12 protein-coding genes are annotated in these 17,925 nt (G+C 46.0%); 2 read left to right on the top strand and 10 right to left on the bottom strand.

Features of this window, described 5'->3' with window-relative positions; all coding sequences use genetic code 11:
• Nucleotides 1–96: 96 nt before the first annotated feature.
• Both L3V31_RS06370 and L3V31_RS06365 read left to right on the top strand, forming a co-directional pair.
• Nucleotides 97–1,722, top strand: a complete 1,626-nt coding sequence (locus tag L3V31_RS06370; protein WP_237315279.1) for an iron ABC transporter permease — start codon at nucleotides 97–99, stop codon at nucleotides 1,720–1,722.
• Nucleotides 1,722–2,753 carry an ABC transporter ATP-binding protein gene (locus L3V31_RS06365; RefSeq protein WP_237315278.1) on the top strand — a complete coding sequence of 344 codons (1,032 nt, stop codon included), beginning with the start codon at nucleotides 1,722–1,724 and terminating at the stop codon, nucleotides 2,751–2,753. The genes L3V31_RS06370 and L3V31_RS06365 overlap by 1 nt, the downstream gene beginning before the upstream one ends.
• A gap of 104 nt (nucleotides 2,754–2,857) precedes the next feature.
• Here the strand turns inward: L3V31_RS06365 and L3V31_RS06360 are convergent, their stop codons facing one another.
• The 10 genes from L3V31_RS06360 to L3V31_RS06315 form a co-directional block, all read right to left on the bottom strand.
• Entirely contained in the window at nucleotides 2,858–4,270 is a 1,413-nt protein-coding gene (locus L3V31_RS06360; RefSeq protein ID WP_237315277.1) for a phosphoglucomutase/phosphomannomutase family protein, read from the bottom strand.
• A 53-nt stretch (nucleotides 4,271–4,323) separates the two neighbouring features.
• Nucleotides 4,324–6,729: a N,N'-diacetylchitobiose phosphorylase gene (locus L3V31_RS06355; protein WP_237315276.1), complete on the bottom strand. Its 2,406-nt coding sequence runs from the start codon at nucleotides 6,727–6,729 to the stop codon at nucleotides 4,324–4,326.
• An 85-nt stretch (nucleotides 6,730–6,814) separates the two neighbouring features.
• Nucleotides 6,815–8,734, bottom strand: a complete 1,920-nt coding sequence (locus L3V31_RS06350; protein ID WP_237315275.1) for a family 20 glycosylhydrolase — start codon at nucleotides 8,732–8,734, stop codon at nucleotides 6,815–6,817.
• Nucleotides 8,735–8,742: 8 nt separating this feature from the next.
• Nucleotides 8,743–9,633 carry an N-acetylglucosamine kinase gene (locus tag L3V31_RS06345; RefSeq protein ID WP_237315274.1) on the bottom strand — a complete coding sequence of 297 codons (891 nt, stop codon included), beginning with the start codon at nucleotides 9,631–9,633 and terminating at the stop codon, nucleotides 8,743–8,745.
• Nucleotides 9,634–9,638: 5 nt separating this feature from the next.
• Nucleotides 9,639–11,375, bottom strand: coding sequence for a glycoside hydrolase family 9 protein (locus tag L3V31_RS06340; RefSeq protein WP_237315273.1), 1,737 nt, complete (start codon nucleotides 11,373–11,375; stop codon nucleotides 9,639–9,641).
• 62 nt (nucleotides 11,376–11,437) lie between these two features.
• On the bottom strand, nucleotides 11,438–12,433 hold the full coding sequence (locus L3V31_RS06335) for an ABC transporter ATP-binding protein (RefSeq protein ID WP_237315272.1): 996 nt from the start codon (nucleotides 12,431–12,433) through the stop codon (nucleotides 11,438–11,440).
• Between the two features lie 48 nt (nucleotides 12,434–12,481).
• Nucleotides 12,482–13,465 carry an ABC transporter ATP-binding protein gene (locus tag L3V31_RS06330; RefSeq protein ID WP_237315271.1) on the bottom strand — a complete coding sequence of 328 codons (984 nt, stop codon included), beginning with the start codon at nucleotides 13,463–13,465 and terminating at the stop codon, nucleotides 12,482–12,484.
• A gap of 2 nt (nucleotides 13,466–13,467) precedes the next feature.
• Complete coding sequence (locus L3V31_RS06325; RefSeq protein ID WP_237315270.1) at nucleotides 13,468–14,493, bottom strand: ABC transporter permease; 1,026 nt, start codon at nucleotides 14,491–14,493, stop codon at nucleotides 13,468–13,470.
• A 2-nt stretch (nucleotides 14,494–14,495) separates the two neighbouring features.
• Entirely contained in the window at nucleotides 14,496–15,482 is a 987-nt protein-coding gene (locus L3V31_RS06320) for an ABC transporter permease (protein WP_237315269.1), read from the bottom strand.
• Between the two features lie 170 nt (nucleotides 15,483–15,652).
• Nucleotides 15,653–17,335 carry an ABC transporter substrate-binding protein gene (locus L3V31_RS06315; RefSeq protein WP_237315268.1) on the bottom strand — a complete coding sequence of 561 codons (1,683 nt, stop codon included), beginning with the start codon at nucleotides 17,333–17,335 and terminating at the stop codon, nucleotides 15,653–15,655.
• Nucleotides 17,336–17,925: the final 590 nt, after the last annotated feature.

The following is a 17,925-nucleotide window of genomic DNA, read 5'->3' as shown; positions in this document are numbered from 1 at the left end:
GTTTATAAGGGTATAACTAGCCCTCATCGATTAAAAGGATATGAGATGTATTTGCAGATGCATTTATTTCTCGCTCAGCCTGGCTGTAAATAGGCGATGAAAGAAAAAAATTATTTATGGAAAACCAGTAGTGGAGTTTTGGCTTCGCTACTGGTTTTACCGATCTTAGCGATCTTCTACACCGCAATTGGTGAAACGGATGAACTGTTTGCGCACTTGATGTCGACGGTCATGCCGACTTATATCTATAACACCGTTACTCTAACCATTGGTGTGATGGTATTGTCTTTAATTTTTGGCATACCATGTGCGTGGCTTATGGCGATGTGTAAACTGCCCACTGAGAAGTGGTTGCAGTGGGCACTAGTTTTACCGTTAGCGATGCCAGGATACATCATCGGGTATATTTTTACTGACTGGTTTGACTTCGCCGGACCGATACAAATCTTTTTACGAGAGATAACAGGATGGGGACCTAGAGAATACTGGTTCCCGGATATTCGTACTCTGTCTGGAGCGACCTTTGTTCTTTCTCTTGTTTTGTATCCGTACGTATATTTGCTTTGTCGAGCTGCGTTTATGGAGCAAAACGTCTCTTTGTTGCAAAGTGCACGTCTTCTGAAATGCTCGCCACGGGAAAGCTTTTGGCGTATTTCTCTTCCTTTAGCGCGTCCCTCTATCGCTGTTGGCTTATCACTTGTTGCGATGGAGACCATCGGTGACTTTGGTACCGTCAGTTACTTTGCGGTGAATACGTTAACGACAGCGGTATACGATACTTGGCTTGGGTACTCTAATCTCAATGCTGCCGCCAAAATTTCCGCCATCATGCTGGTGATAGTCGTGCTGCTGCTAAGTTCAGAACGCTATAGCCGCAGAAAGCAGAAATTATTCCAGAGTCAGTTTAACAGCCATGAAGATTTCCGCTATGAACTGACAGGCTGGAAAAAATGGGCTGCACTAATTTGGTGTTGGGGTTTGGTTTTAATCGCGTTTATCATGCCGCTGCTACAGTTGATCGATTATTCAATTACTTACTTCGAGCAAAGTTGGACGCCACAATTCCGTGAGTATGCCTGGAATAGCCTGGTCGTATCGGTTATCGCAGCCATAGTTGGTGTCACTGTTGCACTTCTGGTGAATTTTACTTACCGAGTCAATAGCAAGAGAACAACGCTTGCATTTATGCGCTTATCCTCAATGGGTTATGCCGTGCCCGGAACGGTGTTGGCGATTGGTGTCATGGTAGCGGTTTTATTTATGGATCACCGAGTCAATGATGTCGCAAAAGCGATGGAGTGGGGTAGACCAGGGCTGATTTTTTCAGGCTCTATGTTCGCGTTGATCTTTGCTATGGTTGTGCGTTTCTCTGCTGTCGCAATTGGTAGTATCGAGAGCAACTTAAACAAAATCTCACCGTCCTTGGACATGGCTTCACGTACCATGGGATGTACACCAAATACCATGTTGTGGCGTGTACACTTTCCGCTGGTCAAGCGTGGGGCGCTTATCGCTGCTCTATTAGTTTTTATCGAGTCAATGAAAGAGCTCAATGCGGCGCTTCTTCTGCGTCCGTTTAATTTTGAAACACTAGCAACGTACGTTTATAACTTTGCTTCCGATGAGCATCTAGAGTTGGCAGCTTTACCTGCTGTGTTGTTGGTTTTTGTTGGGTTGATCCCACTTATTGTCGTTAACCGTTCACTGGAGCAAAATCACTGATGAGCTGCGCATTATCCATTAACAATCTGACCTGCCAGTACGATGATCAAACCGTTTTAGAGTCGTTGTCTATTGAGGTGGAACAAGGACAGATTGTGTGTCTGTTAGGCGCTAGCGGCTGTGGTAAAACAACATTGCTAAAAGCGGTAGCTGGATTGTTGCCTTTGTCTTCTGGACGAATGAGTCTCAACGACATAGTTATCGATGATGGTGAAAACTGGATGCCACCAGAGCAGCGTAATATTGGGATGATTTTTCAAGACTACGCGTTGTTTCCTCACCTTACCGTGGCAGAGAACATCTCTTTTGGCTTAAAGAATGAAACGCCTCAGCAAAAGTTTTTGAAAGTTGAAGAGATGTTGGAGTTGGTGCACCTACAAGGCTATGGTGATCGCTATCCTCACCAATTGTCAGGTGGTCAGCAACAACGTGTAGCTATTGCTCGGTCATTAGCTTACAAGCCGGATCTACTGCTACTGGATGAACCGTTTTCCAACATCGATACTCAAGTGCGACACGAGTTGATTAGCGAGATCCGTAAGATCTTTAAACAACAAGGTGTTACAGCGATCTTCGTAACTCACAGTCGAGAGGAAGCCTTTGCTTTTTCTGATAAAATGGCAGTGATGAACAATGGTGTGATTGAGCAGTATGGTACGGCTTCAGAGTTATATTACCGACCTTCAAGCAAATTTGTTGCTGACTTTCTAGGCGGCGGTAGCTACTTGGTTGCAACCAGAGTGTCTCAAAGTGAGTTTGAGACGCATCTAGGCGTGATAGAAGCAATTGCTCAGCAAGATATTCAACTGGAGGCTGAATGTGCTTTATTGCTGCGCCCACAGCATGTTCAGGTTCAGGTGGATGAAGAAAGTGCAGTGAAAGTGCTGGAGCAACACTTTATGGGCGATCACTGCCGCTATGTGATTGATGTGAACGGAGACCGATTACTAGCCACTTCCTCGCAGGCGTTGAATATCGGTGACAGCGTTGCAGTAAAAGTCGATACTCAGGGGGTATTGGCTTTCTCTTAACTTGTTTTGTATAGATATAAAAAGGCCCGGCGGTGATGCCGGGCAAGTGTTCCTCTACCTTCGACTTAAGTGACTGCCATCTGCTTGAAGCCAGACAAGGTTAGTTAAAGAGATAAGAAATCTTTAAACTGTTGAAGAACACGTTCCGCAGTGTCTTTATCTTGCATCTCGGCAAAAATACGCAGTAACGGCTCAGTGCCGGAGAAGCGAGCGATAATCCATCCCCCGTTTTTGAAGTAGACCTTTGCCCCATCTTCGTAGCTGACTTTTTCGATTTCAAACTCAAAGTCAGGTAGTTGCTTCTCAACGTAGATGCGGTTGTGCAGGATCGCTTTCTGCGCAGGTTTGAACTTGCAGTCACCTTCTGCCATGTAGGCGTAACCGTATTTGGCGTAGATTTCGTCCAGTAGCTCAGAGAGTTTTTTACCCGTGACAGAAATCATTTCTACCAATAGGCTTGAGGCAAAAACGCCATCTTTGCCTTTAATGTGGCCACGAATGGTTAAACCGCCCGAACTTTCACCGCCGATTAACGAGTCGTCTGCTTCCATCTGCGAACTGATATGCTTAAAGCCTACCGGTACTTCAAAGCACTTCTCACCGTGGTCCTCTGCAATCTTGTCCAACAGGTGGGTGGTGGCAATGTTACGAACTACAGAACCAGACCAGCCTTTGTACTCAAGTAAGTAGTAGTACAACAGGAGCAATACTTCATTTGGATGGATAAAGTGACCTTTCTCGTCGATGATACCGAGTCGGTCCGCGTCACCATCGGTACCGATACCAATGTCGTAACCTTGCTCCGCGACGAGATGCATCAAGCGGTAAAGTGTCGCAGCGCTCGGTGACGGCATTAAGCCGCCAAAATCTGGGTTTTTGCCATCGTTGATGACGTCTACGTCACAACGGCCGTTGATCAATACCGTTTGCAGAGCGTTTTTCGCTACACCAAACATTGGGTCGATCAACACGCGCAGGTTGGCCTTTTTGATCGCTTCGATGTCGATAAAATTAATGATGGAATCGACGAACTCGTTCATTGGATTGATCACTTTGATCAGCTTGTCTTCTACCGCTTGATCGAAGTCGACGCTTTGAACTTTCTCTGCGTTCAATGCCGCAATCTGTGTTTCAATTTTCTGTGTGATCACTTCGTCTGCATCGCGGCCGCCTTCGATGAAGACTTTGATGCCGTTGTAATCCGCAGGGTTATGGGAAGCGGTAATACACGCCGAATAAGCACAGCCCATCTCTTTTGCCTTGAACATCACAATCGGTGTTGGGACAAACTTATCGATAAAGCTCACGGATACTCCGTTTGCTGCGAGTACTTCAGCAAACCAACGTCCGGCTTTATCAGACAAAAAGCGGCGGTCATAGCCGATGACAAAGCCTTTTTGTGCAACGTTTTCAGCGTTGATGATATTGGACACTGCCTGAGCGACAAGACGTACGTTATCTTTGGTAAATTCCTCACCAATAAATGCGCGCCAGCCACCTGTTCCGAATTTGATCATATTTATAATCCTTAATTCATCGCTGGAGCCTCACGAGGAGGCTCCGAGCTTAATTAGCCAAGAACAACGACAACGTCGTTAACACTGCCTTCCGCTTGTACAGGCACCACGCCAGATACCGCTTCACCGTTGATGGTGATAGATTTTACGCCTTTGCTGACGGAATTCGGGTTCTCTACTTTGATGTTGTAAGTCGCGCCAAGCCATTGGCGAGTGACTTCAAAACCAGGCCAGTGAGTCGGAATACATGGGTCGATTGTCAGGCCGTCGAAACCAGTACGAACTCCCAAGATAAAGTTAGTCACCGCAAAGTAAGCCCAACCTGATGTACCGGTTAACCATGGGTGGTTTGCACGGCCATGGTCTTGGTGGTCACGGCCCATGATGAACTGCACGTACGAGTAAGGTTCTGCGATACGTTTTTCGATGATGTCATTTTGGTTGTATGGGTTGAGTGCGTCGTAGAACTTCATCGCACGGTCACCGCGACCCAGTTTCGCTTCTGCTACCCACGCCCAAGGGTTTGGATGAGAGAAGATAGCACCGTTCTCTTTTACGCCCTGGTATACGCGAGTTACGAAGCCGATATCGTCATTTGGAGTGGCAAACGACGGGGAGTTGAGGTGTAGTCCGTACTCAGAGAATAGGTTTGCATTGACAGCGTCCATCGCTTTCTCACCACGTTCTTGAGATACTGCACCAGACAGAACTGCCAGCGTGTTCGACTCCAGGTGTACACGACCTTCTTTTTGCTGTGCAGTACCTATCTTGTCGCCATCTTTGGTTAAACCACGGATGTACCAACCGCCGTCTTCGTCCCACAGGTGAGTTTCACACGCTTCGCGAACGTTTGCCGCCATCTCGGTGTATTTCTTAACGTCAGCGTCTTTACCTAGGTATTTTGCTAGGTCGATAAACTCTTGCAGCGCCCAGAAATGTAGGAAAGACACCATTGATGACTCGCCACCACCTAGGTTTAGACAGTCGTTCCAGTCTGCACGTAGGCCTTTACAGATACCGGTTTGACCTACGTATTCTGCAGAGAAGTCTAGCGCTGCTTTCATGTGGTCATATACGGTTGCGTCGCCACCATCAGCGTAAGGGATAACTTCGTTGAAGAAGCTGTGCTCTCCCGTTTCCATCACGTATTTACAGATAGTTGGCACTAACCATAGATGGTCATCAGAACAGGTGTCTTCGATGCCGTGGATCTTGTCTTCATCAGAAGGCGTAGGAACCACCGTTGGAGATTTAGACGGTTTAACGTCAGCTTTCTCTGGATCGAACCAATCTGGATCGAATAGGTGTAGACCGTAACCCGCTTTCACCTGACCGCGTAGTAGGTCAACAATGCGCTTACGTGTCATCGCTGGGTTTGCATGTGGTACTGAAATCGCGTCCTGCGCGGTATCACGGTAGCCAAGGCCTGTACGCCCGCCAACTTCGATGAATGATGCAAAACGAGACCAAACCACACACGTTTCTGCTTGGTATAGCGTCCAAGCGTTGATCATGGTATCCAGACCTTCGTTTGGCGATTTTACTTGGAACTTGCCACAACGCTCATCCCAGTGTGCTTTGATGCCAGCAAACGCGTTATCCACTTCTGCTAGGTCTTGGTACTTCGCACGTAGACGCTCACCATTGCCTTTGCCGATACCTAGGATGTAAGCGAAACGAACTTCTTCGCCTGGCTGGATAGTAAATTGCTTGTGCAGAGAGCCACAGTGGTTGTAACAAGTCTGCGCAGTGTTGAAGCAACTACCTTGTTCGACCGCTAGTGGGTTAGCCTCATCACGGTATAGGCCGAGGAAGCTGTCACGTTGACCATCGTATGAGTCTGGATCAAACGTTGACGCTAGGTAGTAGAAACCTTCAAAGTCGTTGGTGTTGTAGTACAAGTCGTATTCAATTACGCCATCTTTGTACGCTGTGCCTGCTGAGTACAAAGACATCTGGTGGTTTTGGTTGTCTGACTGAATGTGGCTGAACGAGAACTCAACGAATGAGAATGCACTGATAGTACGTGGTTTGTCTGAGGTGTTTTTAATCACTACATCCCAGATCTCAGCATCTTCACCTTTTGGCACGAAGAGCGTTTTCGTCGCGGTGATACCGCTGTATTCACATTTAAATTTAGAGTAAGACAAGCCGTGACGAACTTCGTAGTTCGCTTCGTCTAGGCTTTTCGCTACCGGTTGCCAAGAGATTGACCAGTAGTCACCAGTCTCGTCATCGCGTAGGTAAACATAATGTCCTGGGCGATCAAACGTCGCGTTTGGACGAAATTTGGTTACACGGTTGTATTCTGGTGAGTTGTAGAATGAGTAGCCACCCGCATTGTGTGAAATAACCGTACAGAACTTTTCAGTACCCAAGTAGTTAGTCCAAGGGGCAGGTACATCTGGACGAGTAATGACATATTCACGATTTTCGTTATCGAAATAGCCGTATTTCATTTGTGTAGTTCCTTTTTACAAAGCTGCTGAGCAGCCAAAAATTAAAAAAATTCTTGAAAGCGCGATGTCGTAGCGTAGCTTTACGTTACTTCCACGGCTGGCGGTAGTTCACTCCCTGCAGGTCGAGCAGTGGAAGGTGTCCTTTCAAACGTGATAGGTAATCTGTCCAGTCCCGGTGCTGTTTATCGGTCCAACATGCTTCTGCTAATGCCGTCAGGCGAGGAAAGATCATGTAGTCCATACGTGGCTGGTTATTGATGATTTCGCACCAAAGCGCGGCCTGAATGCCCCGAATACGTTTTCGAACCGGATCGTCATCTGGCACTTGTGCTAATGGTTCGTAGCTATAGGCTGTTTCCAGTGGTATCGGGTTTGCCCAATCCACTCCGGGCTCTTCTGGTGCGTAATCTTGCGTCATATCCAAGTAAGTGGTTTGGGCGGGTTGAAGCACCACATCGAAGCCTTGGCGAGCACAATTAAGTGCTGCTTCTTCACTTAGCCATGAATAGATAACGGTATCTTTACTCACTTTGTTGCCATGCTGCGCTTCTTCCCACCCCAACATTCGTTTACCAAGCTCGCGAAGTTTATCTTCCGCATGACGTAAGAAATGGCCTTGTAGCTCTTTGTAGTCGCTATAACCATTTTGCTCCATCAAAGCTTGACAGGCCGGGCTTTTCGACCAGACTCCATGTGGTACTTCATCGGCACCAATGTGGATATACGGCGCTGGGAACAAAGCGGCGACCTCTTCCAGCACTTTGTCGATAAATTCGTAACTGCCCGGTAGCGCTGGGTTAATGACGTTGTCGTTGTAATGCTGAATACTGCGATATTCGGTGGTATCTTCTGCTTCTACAAGCAGGTGAGGCAGTGACTTAATGGCTGCACGGCAGTGACCTGGCACATCAATTTCCGGTATGACGGTAATACTGCGTAGCGCTGCATAGGAAACCACTTCTTTTATTTCTTCTTGGGTATAAAACCCACCGTAACGCTGAGACAAGTGCGTATATTGCGGCTCTACGGCTTCATCTAACCCACGCCATGCGCCGATGTTGGTCAGCTCTGGCAGTGATTTAATCTCAATTCTCCAGCCTTCATCGTCCGTAAGGTGCCAATGGAAGGTGTTAAATTTGTAGTGAGCCAGTTGGTTGATGAGACGTTTCACTTGCTCTACAGAATGAAAGTGGCGTGCACAATCAAGCATCATTCCACGATATTTGAAACGAGGTCTGTCTTTAATTGAGCAGCAGACAACTTCCATAGAATTGTCTTCCAAATTTCGTCGGATAAGTTGCAGTAGGGTCGCGCTAGCATGGGTGAACCCCGACGTTGAACCCGCCTCTATTTTTATCGACTCTTCGGTTACTTTGAGACGATACGCACCTTTATCTAAGGTTGGGTTACTTTTAAAGATAACCTGGCTGTTATTCGATGGCGTAAGCTCAAATTGGTGAATACGTTTTAGTTCATCGAGCAACCAATTTTTTGCTGATACGGCTAAATCTGAGTAAGTACCGATACCAACAAAGCGATGAAGAGAAAAGTAACTGTCTTTAACTTCAATCTGATTTGGCTTTGGTAAGAGAGGCTGAGCTTGAACCTGGCTCGATGGGATAGCACTGCGCTCTCGGTATGGCGAAGCCAGAACGATAGGTGTTACGTCAACCTCGACTCGCTGCTCATTACCATTGACGACAAAATCAACCAGAGCTTCTTTTAATCCGTCTGAATAATAGCGAAATGGATCTGAACCAATACTGAACTCACAATAGAAATTGTGATTTGCCGCCAGCACCATACCTTCGGGCTTTAATGTACAGAAGCTACCAGTTTGGGTAAGCACACCGTTAGATACACTGTCAGGTAAAATGTAGCGATCGAAAGCAAACGTCAGGTGCCAGTCATGAAGATCCTGGTCACTTAGGTTATGAAACGTCAGTCCAAAGCGACAATTTTGCTTTAGCTCAGATAGGACAACGAGGTCAACGCGATATTCCATATCTCCTCCTATTCTACCGATAGCGAGTAAAGGTTATGTTCAGGCTTTCCAGCAAACATAATGGCGCCTTCAATCGCATCAAATTGAGGTTCAACGATCCATTTTTGAACGGGCGGAGATAGCCATTGGAGAATGCGTTCAGCAATGCCTCCCATTAAACAAATACGGGTCGCTCCACGCCTGTTAAGTGCCATGAGAAACATTTCTATATCCGCAGCAGTCTGTTTTAACATTTCAATAGCGAGCGTATCGCCTTGTTGTGCATGCTGGAAAATAGCCGGAGAAAACTGACCGTAATCACGAGGTAGTGCTTGTTTTGACCAAGCCACGACATTGTCTACGTTGTTTTCGAAGTGCGCCATAACGTGCTGGGCAAGCGGTGTTTTCTCTCGGATATCATCTTCCGCCAGTAAGACCTGCTGAATTAAGCGCAGCCCCATGACAGCACCACTACCTTGATCTGAGATCGGAAACTCTCGACCCCCGACAACATGCTGTTCCAACCCTTTGAGGTAGATGCCACAAGATCCAGTACCAGCAATCATGATGGCACCGTCTTGCCCATTATGTGCGCCGATACAGGCACCATAGGCATCTGTGTTTAATGTCATGCTGGCAAAAGGGTGGGAGAGAGACATAAAAGCATTCCAAGACGCTTTGTGTTCAGCCCCTGCTAGTGCTAGCCCAACATGCATAGATGAAAAGTCTTGCTGAGATAATCCGCTTTGCTTAGCTGCTAATGTAATTGACTCTATGACAGAAGCCATCGCAACTTCAGCGCCAAGCATGATGTTGGCGCTGCCGGTTTTCGCTTCACCAAGAAAATTACCCTCGGCATCTTTAATGCGGGCGCGGCAAGAAGTACCGCCACCGTCAATACCGACAAAATATATAGCCATGGTGATTACTCCGTAACTTCTTTGGCTTTCGCCATATGTGATAGATGGTGAGCTTGGCTCATGATAGCGAGTAAGTACCATGCGCCATGTGGGATCCATTGTTCACCCCAACGCCAGTTTTGTAGGGTGTCGTCTTTTTGTGCTGGTGGATTAAAGGCGATGTCATCTTCGTCTTCAAAACCGCCAGTGATGCCATTGCAGATCCCGCCTTTTGCGTTAAAGAACCCATACTGAGGGAGGTAGTCTGGGTTGTTTCGCCCATGGCCATCGAGCATGCACATGTCGTATGGATTCAAACCTACGATCCAGTTGAGTGCATCTTGCCCGAGACATATCAGCTGTTGTTGTATTTCCTGGGATTCGATATAAGGTTGGGCAAGGTATGCCATCGTTGCTAATGAACCCAAGCGTGCATTCTCTCCTTGCCACCAATAGCCAGATTCGTTGTTGTGGGCGACAAAGAATGCATCACGTTTCTCTTCTTCAACGCCTTTGACATATTGACGAGGATAGCCAAATGGGTTGGCGACACTATTGGTGATTCCCAATTCAAATTCGCATGCCAGATTGACAGACTGTTTAATGGACGCTGCCAACTCGGAGTTGTCTTCTATAGATAGGTATTCACACAGCGCAATAACTGGCAATCCAGCTTCCGATGCATGGAAGTAAGGGCGGCTACCATCTTGGTTGGCTGACCAATAGTGATTGAATTTATCATCACTCATTTGACGTCCAGCCAGACGTGAAGCCCACAAACGACTTTCGTTCAAGTAACGGCTTTCTTTGGTGGTTTTAAACAGTTCAACACTGGCAAGCAGAGCACAGTACTCGTCGATGATATTCTCTTCACCATCATTGAGATATTGTTCGTTATGCTCTTTTAAGTGCCAGTAACCATTCTCTGCAGTATTAAGGTATTGCTGTTGATCGAATTCTCCATGAATATCTAAACGAGATGCAGTGGCAAGAGCTGCAATCGCCACGCCGCCACCTTGTCTGAACCCCGCTTGATAATCCTCGAACTTGTGACCAAGTTGAGTTTCGAAAGCACAAATCTCCCGCTGGGCGGTATCTTTGCTCCATTTATCAAATACCGTCATGTAAAAGAAGCCTTTCTCGTTTTGCATGCGAACAAGGAAGTCTGCACCAAATAATGCTTCTTCAATAAGGCGCGTGCGAGTGAATGCGGCAATACTTTCGCTAGTTTGGAGCAGAGAAAGTCCTTTCAGCATGTTCCAAACCACCATTGGGGTTTGTTGAGGATTAAGGTAGTTTGCGTACGAAAGGTGACTCAGATATTTGCTTACGTCACCAGACGCATCGTACCAACCGCCATGGACATCGGCCGTCTGTTCGGAGTTCAATAGCGTAGCCTGACGATCGGCATGATCGAAAATGCCGCCGCAACGCTGAGATTTAAAGTAATGGATAACGTCGGATAGTGTGCGATCCAGAAGGATATGTTCAGCAATTTCTAGCTGAGAAGAACATACGTTATCAAAGCGAAGGTAATAGTGGCCGGGAATCTCAAAGGACGAAAAGTCGATAAGATAAAAATACCCCTGATGCCAATTCGCTACTTTCCCTTGCTCTTTTACCGAAAAGGTAGCAACGATTTGCTCGCTTTTGGCACACACCAGTGTGGCAGTATCAGAAGACAAGTGTGATTGTTCTGTCTGTATCACCGCTTTTTTCGGCCCCAGACGCTCATAACCAATGTGATTAGTCAGTAGCAGCATTTAATGTCTCCGCGAAACAATAAAAATGGAAATGGGCCAGCTTTATCTGGCCCTAGTTATGCCTAGTCTTCAAATAAGTAACAACGGACAAAGTGGTTTTCAGATAGTTGGGTAACGCCTGGTAATTGTTGGCGACATTTATCTGTTGCGTGCACACAGCGTCCCGAAAATGGACAACCGACTGATTCTGGCGTCCAGAGTGGGATTTCTCCTTTGTTTCCTTTGAGTTTCTCGTGAATTGATTTAGATGGATCGGGTACTGCAGAAACCAACAATTGGGTGTATGGGTGTTGAGGATCATGAATGATTTCTTCTGTGTCTCCCCATTCCACCATGTGGCCGACGTACATCACTGCTAAATCTTCAGCGATGTAGCGCGCTGTTGCGATATCGTGGGTGATGTAAAGCAGAGACATTTGTTTCTCGAACTTCATCTCTTCCATCAGGTTAAGAACACCAGCTCGAATCGATACATCTAACATTGAGGTTGGTTCGTCTGCTAATACGACTTCAGCACCAACAGCGATGTTACGCGCTAGGTTTACACGCTGACGCTGACCACCGGAAAGCTGGTGGGGGAACTTCTGCGCGGTCTCTTTAGGCGGAATAAGACCCACTTGTTCCAGTAAGTCATATACGCGTTCTTCGAGTTCTTTCTTATTGCTCGGTGGCACCTTTTTATGAATAAGCAGTGGTCGTGCAATGTGGTGGAAAATGTTGTGTGTCGGGTTGAGTGAGCCAAACGGGTCTTGCCATACCATTTGTACTCCTTCTCGGTAAGACATTAAATCATGTCTTGATTGAATGTCTTGAATATCACGTCCTTTGTATTCAATGACGCCTTCCGAAGGGGCATACATTTTCGCAATCATTTTTGCGGTTGTAGATTTACCTGAACCAGATTCACCTACAACAGACAAACCGCGGCTTTTATACATTTTGAATGATACGTCGTTAATCGCACGCATCTTGGACTGCTTGATAGAATTGCTATTTAGCGGGAAGTCCTTAACGACATTTTTACCCTCAATCAGCAACTCGCCGAGTTGTTTGCTCATAATTCTCTCCAGTGTAATTTTGTTCGTAGCTAACGTGATTTCGGGGTGTTAAACCTTAGCCTGAGCAATGGTTTCGCCGTACAAGTGGCAGTTTGAGAAACGACTTGGCTCTATCTGACGCAACTGCGTTGGTATTTTCGTGCAAGCTTCGTGGACACGGTCACAGCGAGCCTGAAAACGACAACCTTGCGGTATTTCAAGCAAGTTCAAAGGGTTTCCCGGGATACCCGTCAGTTTGGTCTTTGGACCTGTTAGTGGAGGGAAAGAGCTACCCAAACCTTTCGTGTATGGGTGGTAAGGACTTTCCAAAATTTGCTTTGAAGGTGCGACTTCAATCAGTTCACCTGAGTACATGATTCCGATGCGATCGGAAAACTCAACCATCAACGATAAGTCGTGGGTAATAAACAGAATTGAGAAGCCAAACTCTTCTTTAAGAGCGTAAATTTTTTGCAATATTTCACGTTGAACCACCACATCAAGTGCGGTTGTTGGTTCATCCATGATGATCATTTTCGGATTCAGAGCCAAAGCGATAGCAATCACCAAGCGTTGACGCATGCCACCAGAAAACTGGTGAGGGAAGTCACTCAGTCGGCTAGGGTGAATATCGACGATTTCCAGTAAACCTTCTGCGCGTTTTTTTGCTTGTTCACGGGTCAGGTTGGTATGGCGCATAATGACATCGCAGAACTGCTCTTCCATTGTCAGAACAGGGTTCAGTGCATTCATCGCGCTTTGAAACACCATTGACATTTCACTCCAGCGGAATGATTGCATGCGGCTATCACTGTATTGAAGGATGTTTTCACCATTGAAGATGACTTCGCCTCCGGAGATGAATGCTGGCGGCTTATGTAGACGCATTAGCGAGAAAGCAACGGTTGATTTACCACAGCCAGATTCTCCGGCCAGACCAAAAACTTCGCCTGGTGCAATGTCAAAGCTGACGTTATTACAAGCACGGACGTCGCCCGCATCTGTAATGTAATCTACGCATAGGTTACGGATAGAAATTAGTGGTGCAGTCATGATTATTTATCTCCGCTCCATAGTGCATTTTGTGGTGCCAATTCAGGCTCACGCTCTTTCTTGTCTTTTGCTGCTAGTTTCTTCCAGCGTTTCATACCTTTGTGAGAGCGAAGCTGAGGGTTAGCAATCTCGTCGACCGCAAAGTTCAGTAGAGCAAGGCCAGTCACTAGTACAGTCAAAGCAATACAAGGTGCTAATACTTCCCACCATGCACCGATCAGCATGGCTGACGAGGTTTGAACGTTGTAAAGCATGATGCCCCAGCTGATGGTGTTTGCATCGCCTAATCCCAAGAATGAGATAACGGCTTCTGTGTTAATGGCCAGCATGACGGAACCGATAAAGCTTGCACCTACGATAGGAATTAGGTTTGGCAAAATCTCAACAAAGATAATTCGGAATGAAGACTCACCCAGAACTTCTGCTGCTTTAACGAATTCTTTTTCGCGTAGAGCCATAGTTTGTGAACGGACAACACGCGCCCCCCATGCCCAGGAAGTTCCTGCGATAATTAAGGCTATGGTGAGTGGGCCTGCTTCACCGATAAAGGCAGCGAGAACGAACAGCAATGGGTATTGAGGAATCACCAGCATGATGTTCATGGCTGCACTTAAAACATCATCGACTTTGCCGCCAAAGTACCCAGCAGAGATCCCGATAACCGTAGCTAAGAAGCAGACAATAATTCCCGCGCCGAAGCCCACACCGAGTGATACGCGAGCACCGTAAGCAACTTGTGACCAGATATCGCGACCCATACGGCTGGTGCCTAAGACATGGTCAGCCTTTTTCGACATAAGCAGGGTACGACGGTCATCTGCTAGATTATTTGCAACCCAGCCATCAGGGTTGCTCTGTGCCTGCTTTACAACAAATCCAGGGTATTCATGTGGGTTGCCTGTGCGTTTGTCTGGCGCATGCTTAGTAATTAAAGGTGCTGCGATAGCGACGAAAATGAATAGGGTAACGATGCCAAGGCCAATACGTGCGAATGAGTTACCTAAAATAAGTTTAAAGAGTTCTTTCATGATTATTTGCCTCCGGTACGTAAGCGAGGATCTAGAATCATGTACAGCATGTCAGCCATCAGGTTGAAGCAAAGCATGAACATCGTCATGATAATTAACTGACCTTGAAGTACTTGGTAGTCACGAGCGTGGATCGCATTCAGTAGGACGGTGCCTAAGCCTGGATAGTTGAAGATCATTTCGATGATTAGCTGACCACCGATCGCCATACCCAAAGACATCGAAAGTGCCGTTACGCTTGGAAGTAACGCGTTACGTGCTGCGTAATTGAATACCACACGGTTTTCACTTAATCCCTTACCCTTAGCCATTGTGATGTAGTCTTCAGCCAACAGGTTGATCATGTTGTTACGCATGTTGACGAGGAAGCCACCAATTTGAACGATGGTTGCACAGAATAGAGGAAGTATTGCGTGGTAACCGACATTCTTAATGAATTCCCAGTTTGTCCAGTCCGGAATGGTACCTGGAGTGTACGCGTAACCAGATGGGAACCACTTCAAGCCAATCGCAAAGGTAAATAGTGCTAGCATTGCGATAACCATTTGCGGAATAGCTTGAATAATAAGAGTACCCGGCGTAACAAACGCATCGTATTTGCTGCCACGTTTCCATGCTGCAAAAATGCCTAGCACAGATGCGATAGAAAACGAAAGTACAACCGCAGTACCGGCTAAGAAAAGTGACCAACCAAAGGCACTACCAAGCAAAGAGTTGACTGAAAGTGGGTAGAACTGAATTGAAGTACCGAGCTCCCAGCTCAGAATGTTTTTGATGTATGACAGGTATTGGATATAAATAGGACCATCAACAAAACCTAGCAGTTCTTTCATCGCTGCGATTCGTTCTGGCGTTACCTGTACTGAAGCGTTAGCAAACATCATGGTAACTGGGTCACCAGGCATTGCTCTCGGAATAATAAAGTTTAACGTCGCTGCAACTAAGAGCGCGACAAGATAGAACGACAAACGTCTTAAAAAATAACCCATAACTTACACCTTACTCACCCAGATATTTTTTTCTGTTTCTGGTTACAGGTCGCTCCTAGCGAAATTTAGAGCGAGAAATCCCCTGACGACGAGCGCCATAAATTGGTTCCGTAATGAGGGGATTTTTATAGGCGGCATACAGGTGTATGCCGCTAGAAATGAACTTCTACTTATTTAACTGGTTTTAGGTCCAGTACGTGAAGTAGACGCTCAGGGATACCAGCCCAAATGTTTGGACGGCCCTTAGGATTTTCTTCGTTCCACCAACCAGTGAAGCGTTTGGTGTTGTATTGGTACATGTAAGCACCAGACAACACAGGGATAGTTACTTGATCTTTCGCGATGATTTTTTGGATACCATGTGCGATTTCTAGCTGTTCTTGCTTATCAGCCGTTTTGTAGAAGCTGTTAAGTAGTTTGTCTAGATCTTCGTTTTTGTAGAAGTGCATCGCGAAACGAGGCATACCGTCGCCAGACTGTAGCTCTGAGTTATAAGAGCTGTTCCAGTATAGGTGTGGATCGGCACCGTGGAAGTAGTTTGTGTATGCTACGTCGTAAGTACCTTCAAGCATCGCTTGGTTGTATACCGAGAAGTCTGGAGTACGAGCACGTGCTTTGATGCCAACTTCTGCTAGTTGCTCAACAGCCAGTTGTACTGTGTTGTTAAAGTCTGTCCAACCATTTGGAGATTGAATCAGAAGCTCAAAAGACTTACCTGATGGTGTGTCTACAAAGCCATCTTTGTTTACATCTTTAAAGCCAGCTTTAGCTAGAAGTTCTTTAGAACCTTCAACATTGTACGTGTTGTAGCCTTTGTATTTGTTGTGGGTTGCTTCGTCAGACCAAGCTTCGAATGCGTAGCCTAGACCTGAAGCAAAGTCATTCACCGTACCACCACCGTAGAAAGCGATGTCAATGATAGTTTGACGGTCAAGTGCCATAGAGAACGCACGACGGAAGTCGACGTTGGTCAGTGCTTCGCTCTTCGCCGCATCTGGGTTTTTGAAGTTCACTACGAACGCTTGTGTACCTGATGGCGGATACCAGTAGTGGTGGCTAGGGCTAGCTGCTGCGTATGTACGATCGATGTCTGGTACGAAAGAAGAAGTCCAGTCCATTTCACTGTTTACGATTTTGCCCAGGAATTGGTCGTTGTTCGCGATTTGCGGTACACGTAAACAATCAACCTCTAAGTTATCAGCATCCCAGTAGTTCGGGTTTTGACACTGGATGTAAAGCTGAGGCGTGAAAGTATCAACTTCGGTAAATGGGCCAGTACCTACAGGGGTTTCATTCGTGAACGTTGATGGATCTTTCACTTTGCTCCATACATGCTTAGGTACTACAGGTACTTTAACAATTTCGTAAGGAACGTTTGAGTTTGCTTCTGTTAGGCGGAACTTAACTTGGTAGTCATTCAATTTCTCTACGCTAGTAACCCAAGAGTTGATACCTGATTGGTCTAGTTCAGGTTTCTCTTTTACTAGGTTGAAAGAGTAAACTACATCATCAGCAGTGAACGCCAGACCATCAGACCATTTCACGCCCTTACGAATATCGAAAGTCACGCTCATTAGGTCGTCAGCCATTTGGAAGTTTTCTGCTAGACGAAATACTGGTGTGTTACCGTGCATTTCGTTGAAAACAACAAGAGGCTCGTAGATAAAGTCGGTTGTTGTGTGCAGGTTAGTTGCACCCAAGAAAGGGTTAAAGTTACGGACAAACGTTGTAAACTCTTTAGGGTGGATAGTCAGTTCACTGCGTTCTGCCGCAGTTGCTACCGATGCAAAACCTGTAGTAGCTGTAGCAATTATTGCTGTTGCTAGTGCTGTTTTTTTAATATTGGCAAGCATAGCTGTTCCTTACTGTTTGCTTCATTTCACTATATGGAATTGAATGTCATCAATTGATAAACACTCGCCAAGACCTACCTCTAGTGTTACTGCAACTTAAGCTTTTTCACCTTTGTCACGTATAGAGTGGCCTGTAGGGCTTAGGCAGGAGTAAGAAAACACCTTATCCTTAAAATAATCAAACTCGTATCCCGTTAAAAACGTCAAAAAGAGTGAGTATCACGTTACAAACGTCATTTTGTTTGCTTTTAAACCAACTTTGGCTGAAAACTAAACCTTGATATGCGTCGCAGCTTGTATCCATACATACACTTATTGTTAGTGGTTACTTACCTGTTAGTTGTTTAATTATGGATGTTGAGGTTGATTTCTTGAGCTTCGTGATCTATCTCACTTGCAGCGTTCATGTTAATTTATAAGGTGAAATTTAATCTGCCGTTCTGTTGTGATTGACTTCGCAATCTGTGCTATTAGTTTATAAATCTATGCTTTTAATGGTGAAGAATTAGCCTGATTTTCGTTGTGAATAGTTGATTAATATACTTTGTTTACTTTGAAAATAAAGTGGATGGGGATGCTATCAATTTATT

It is taken from the genome of Vibrio sp. J1-1, assembly GCF_021728395.1.
Classification (GTDB): Bacteria; Pseudomonadota; Gammaproteobacteria; order Enterobacterales; family Vibrionaceae; genus Vibrio.
The sequence above is the reverse complement of the archived record's forward strand: the minus strand, read 5'-3'. Positions and strand labels throughout refer to the sequence as shown.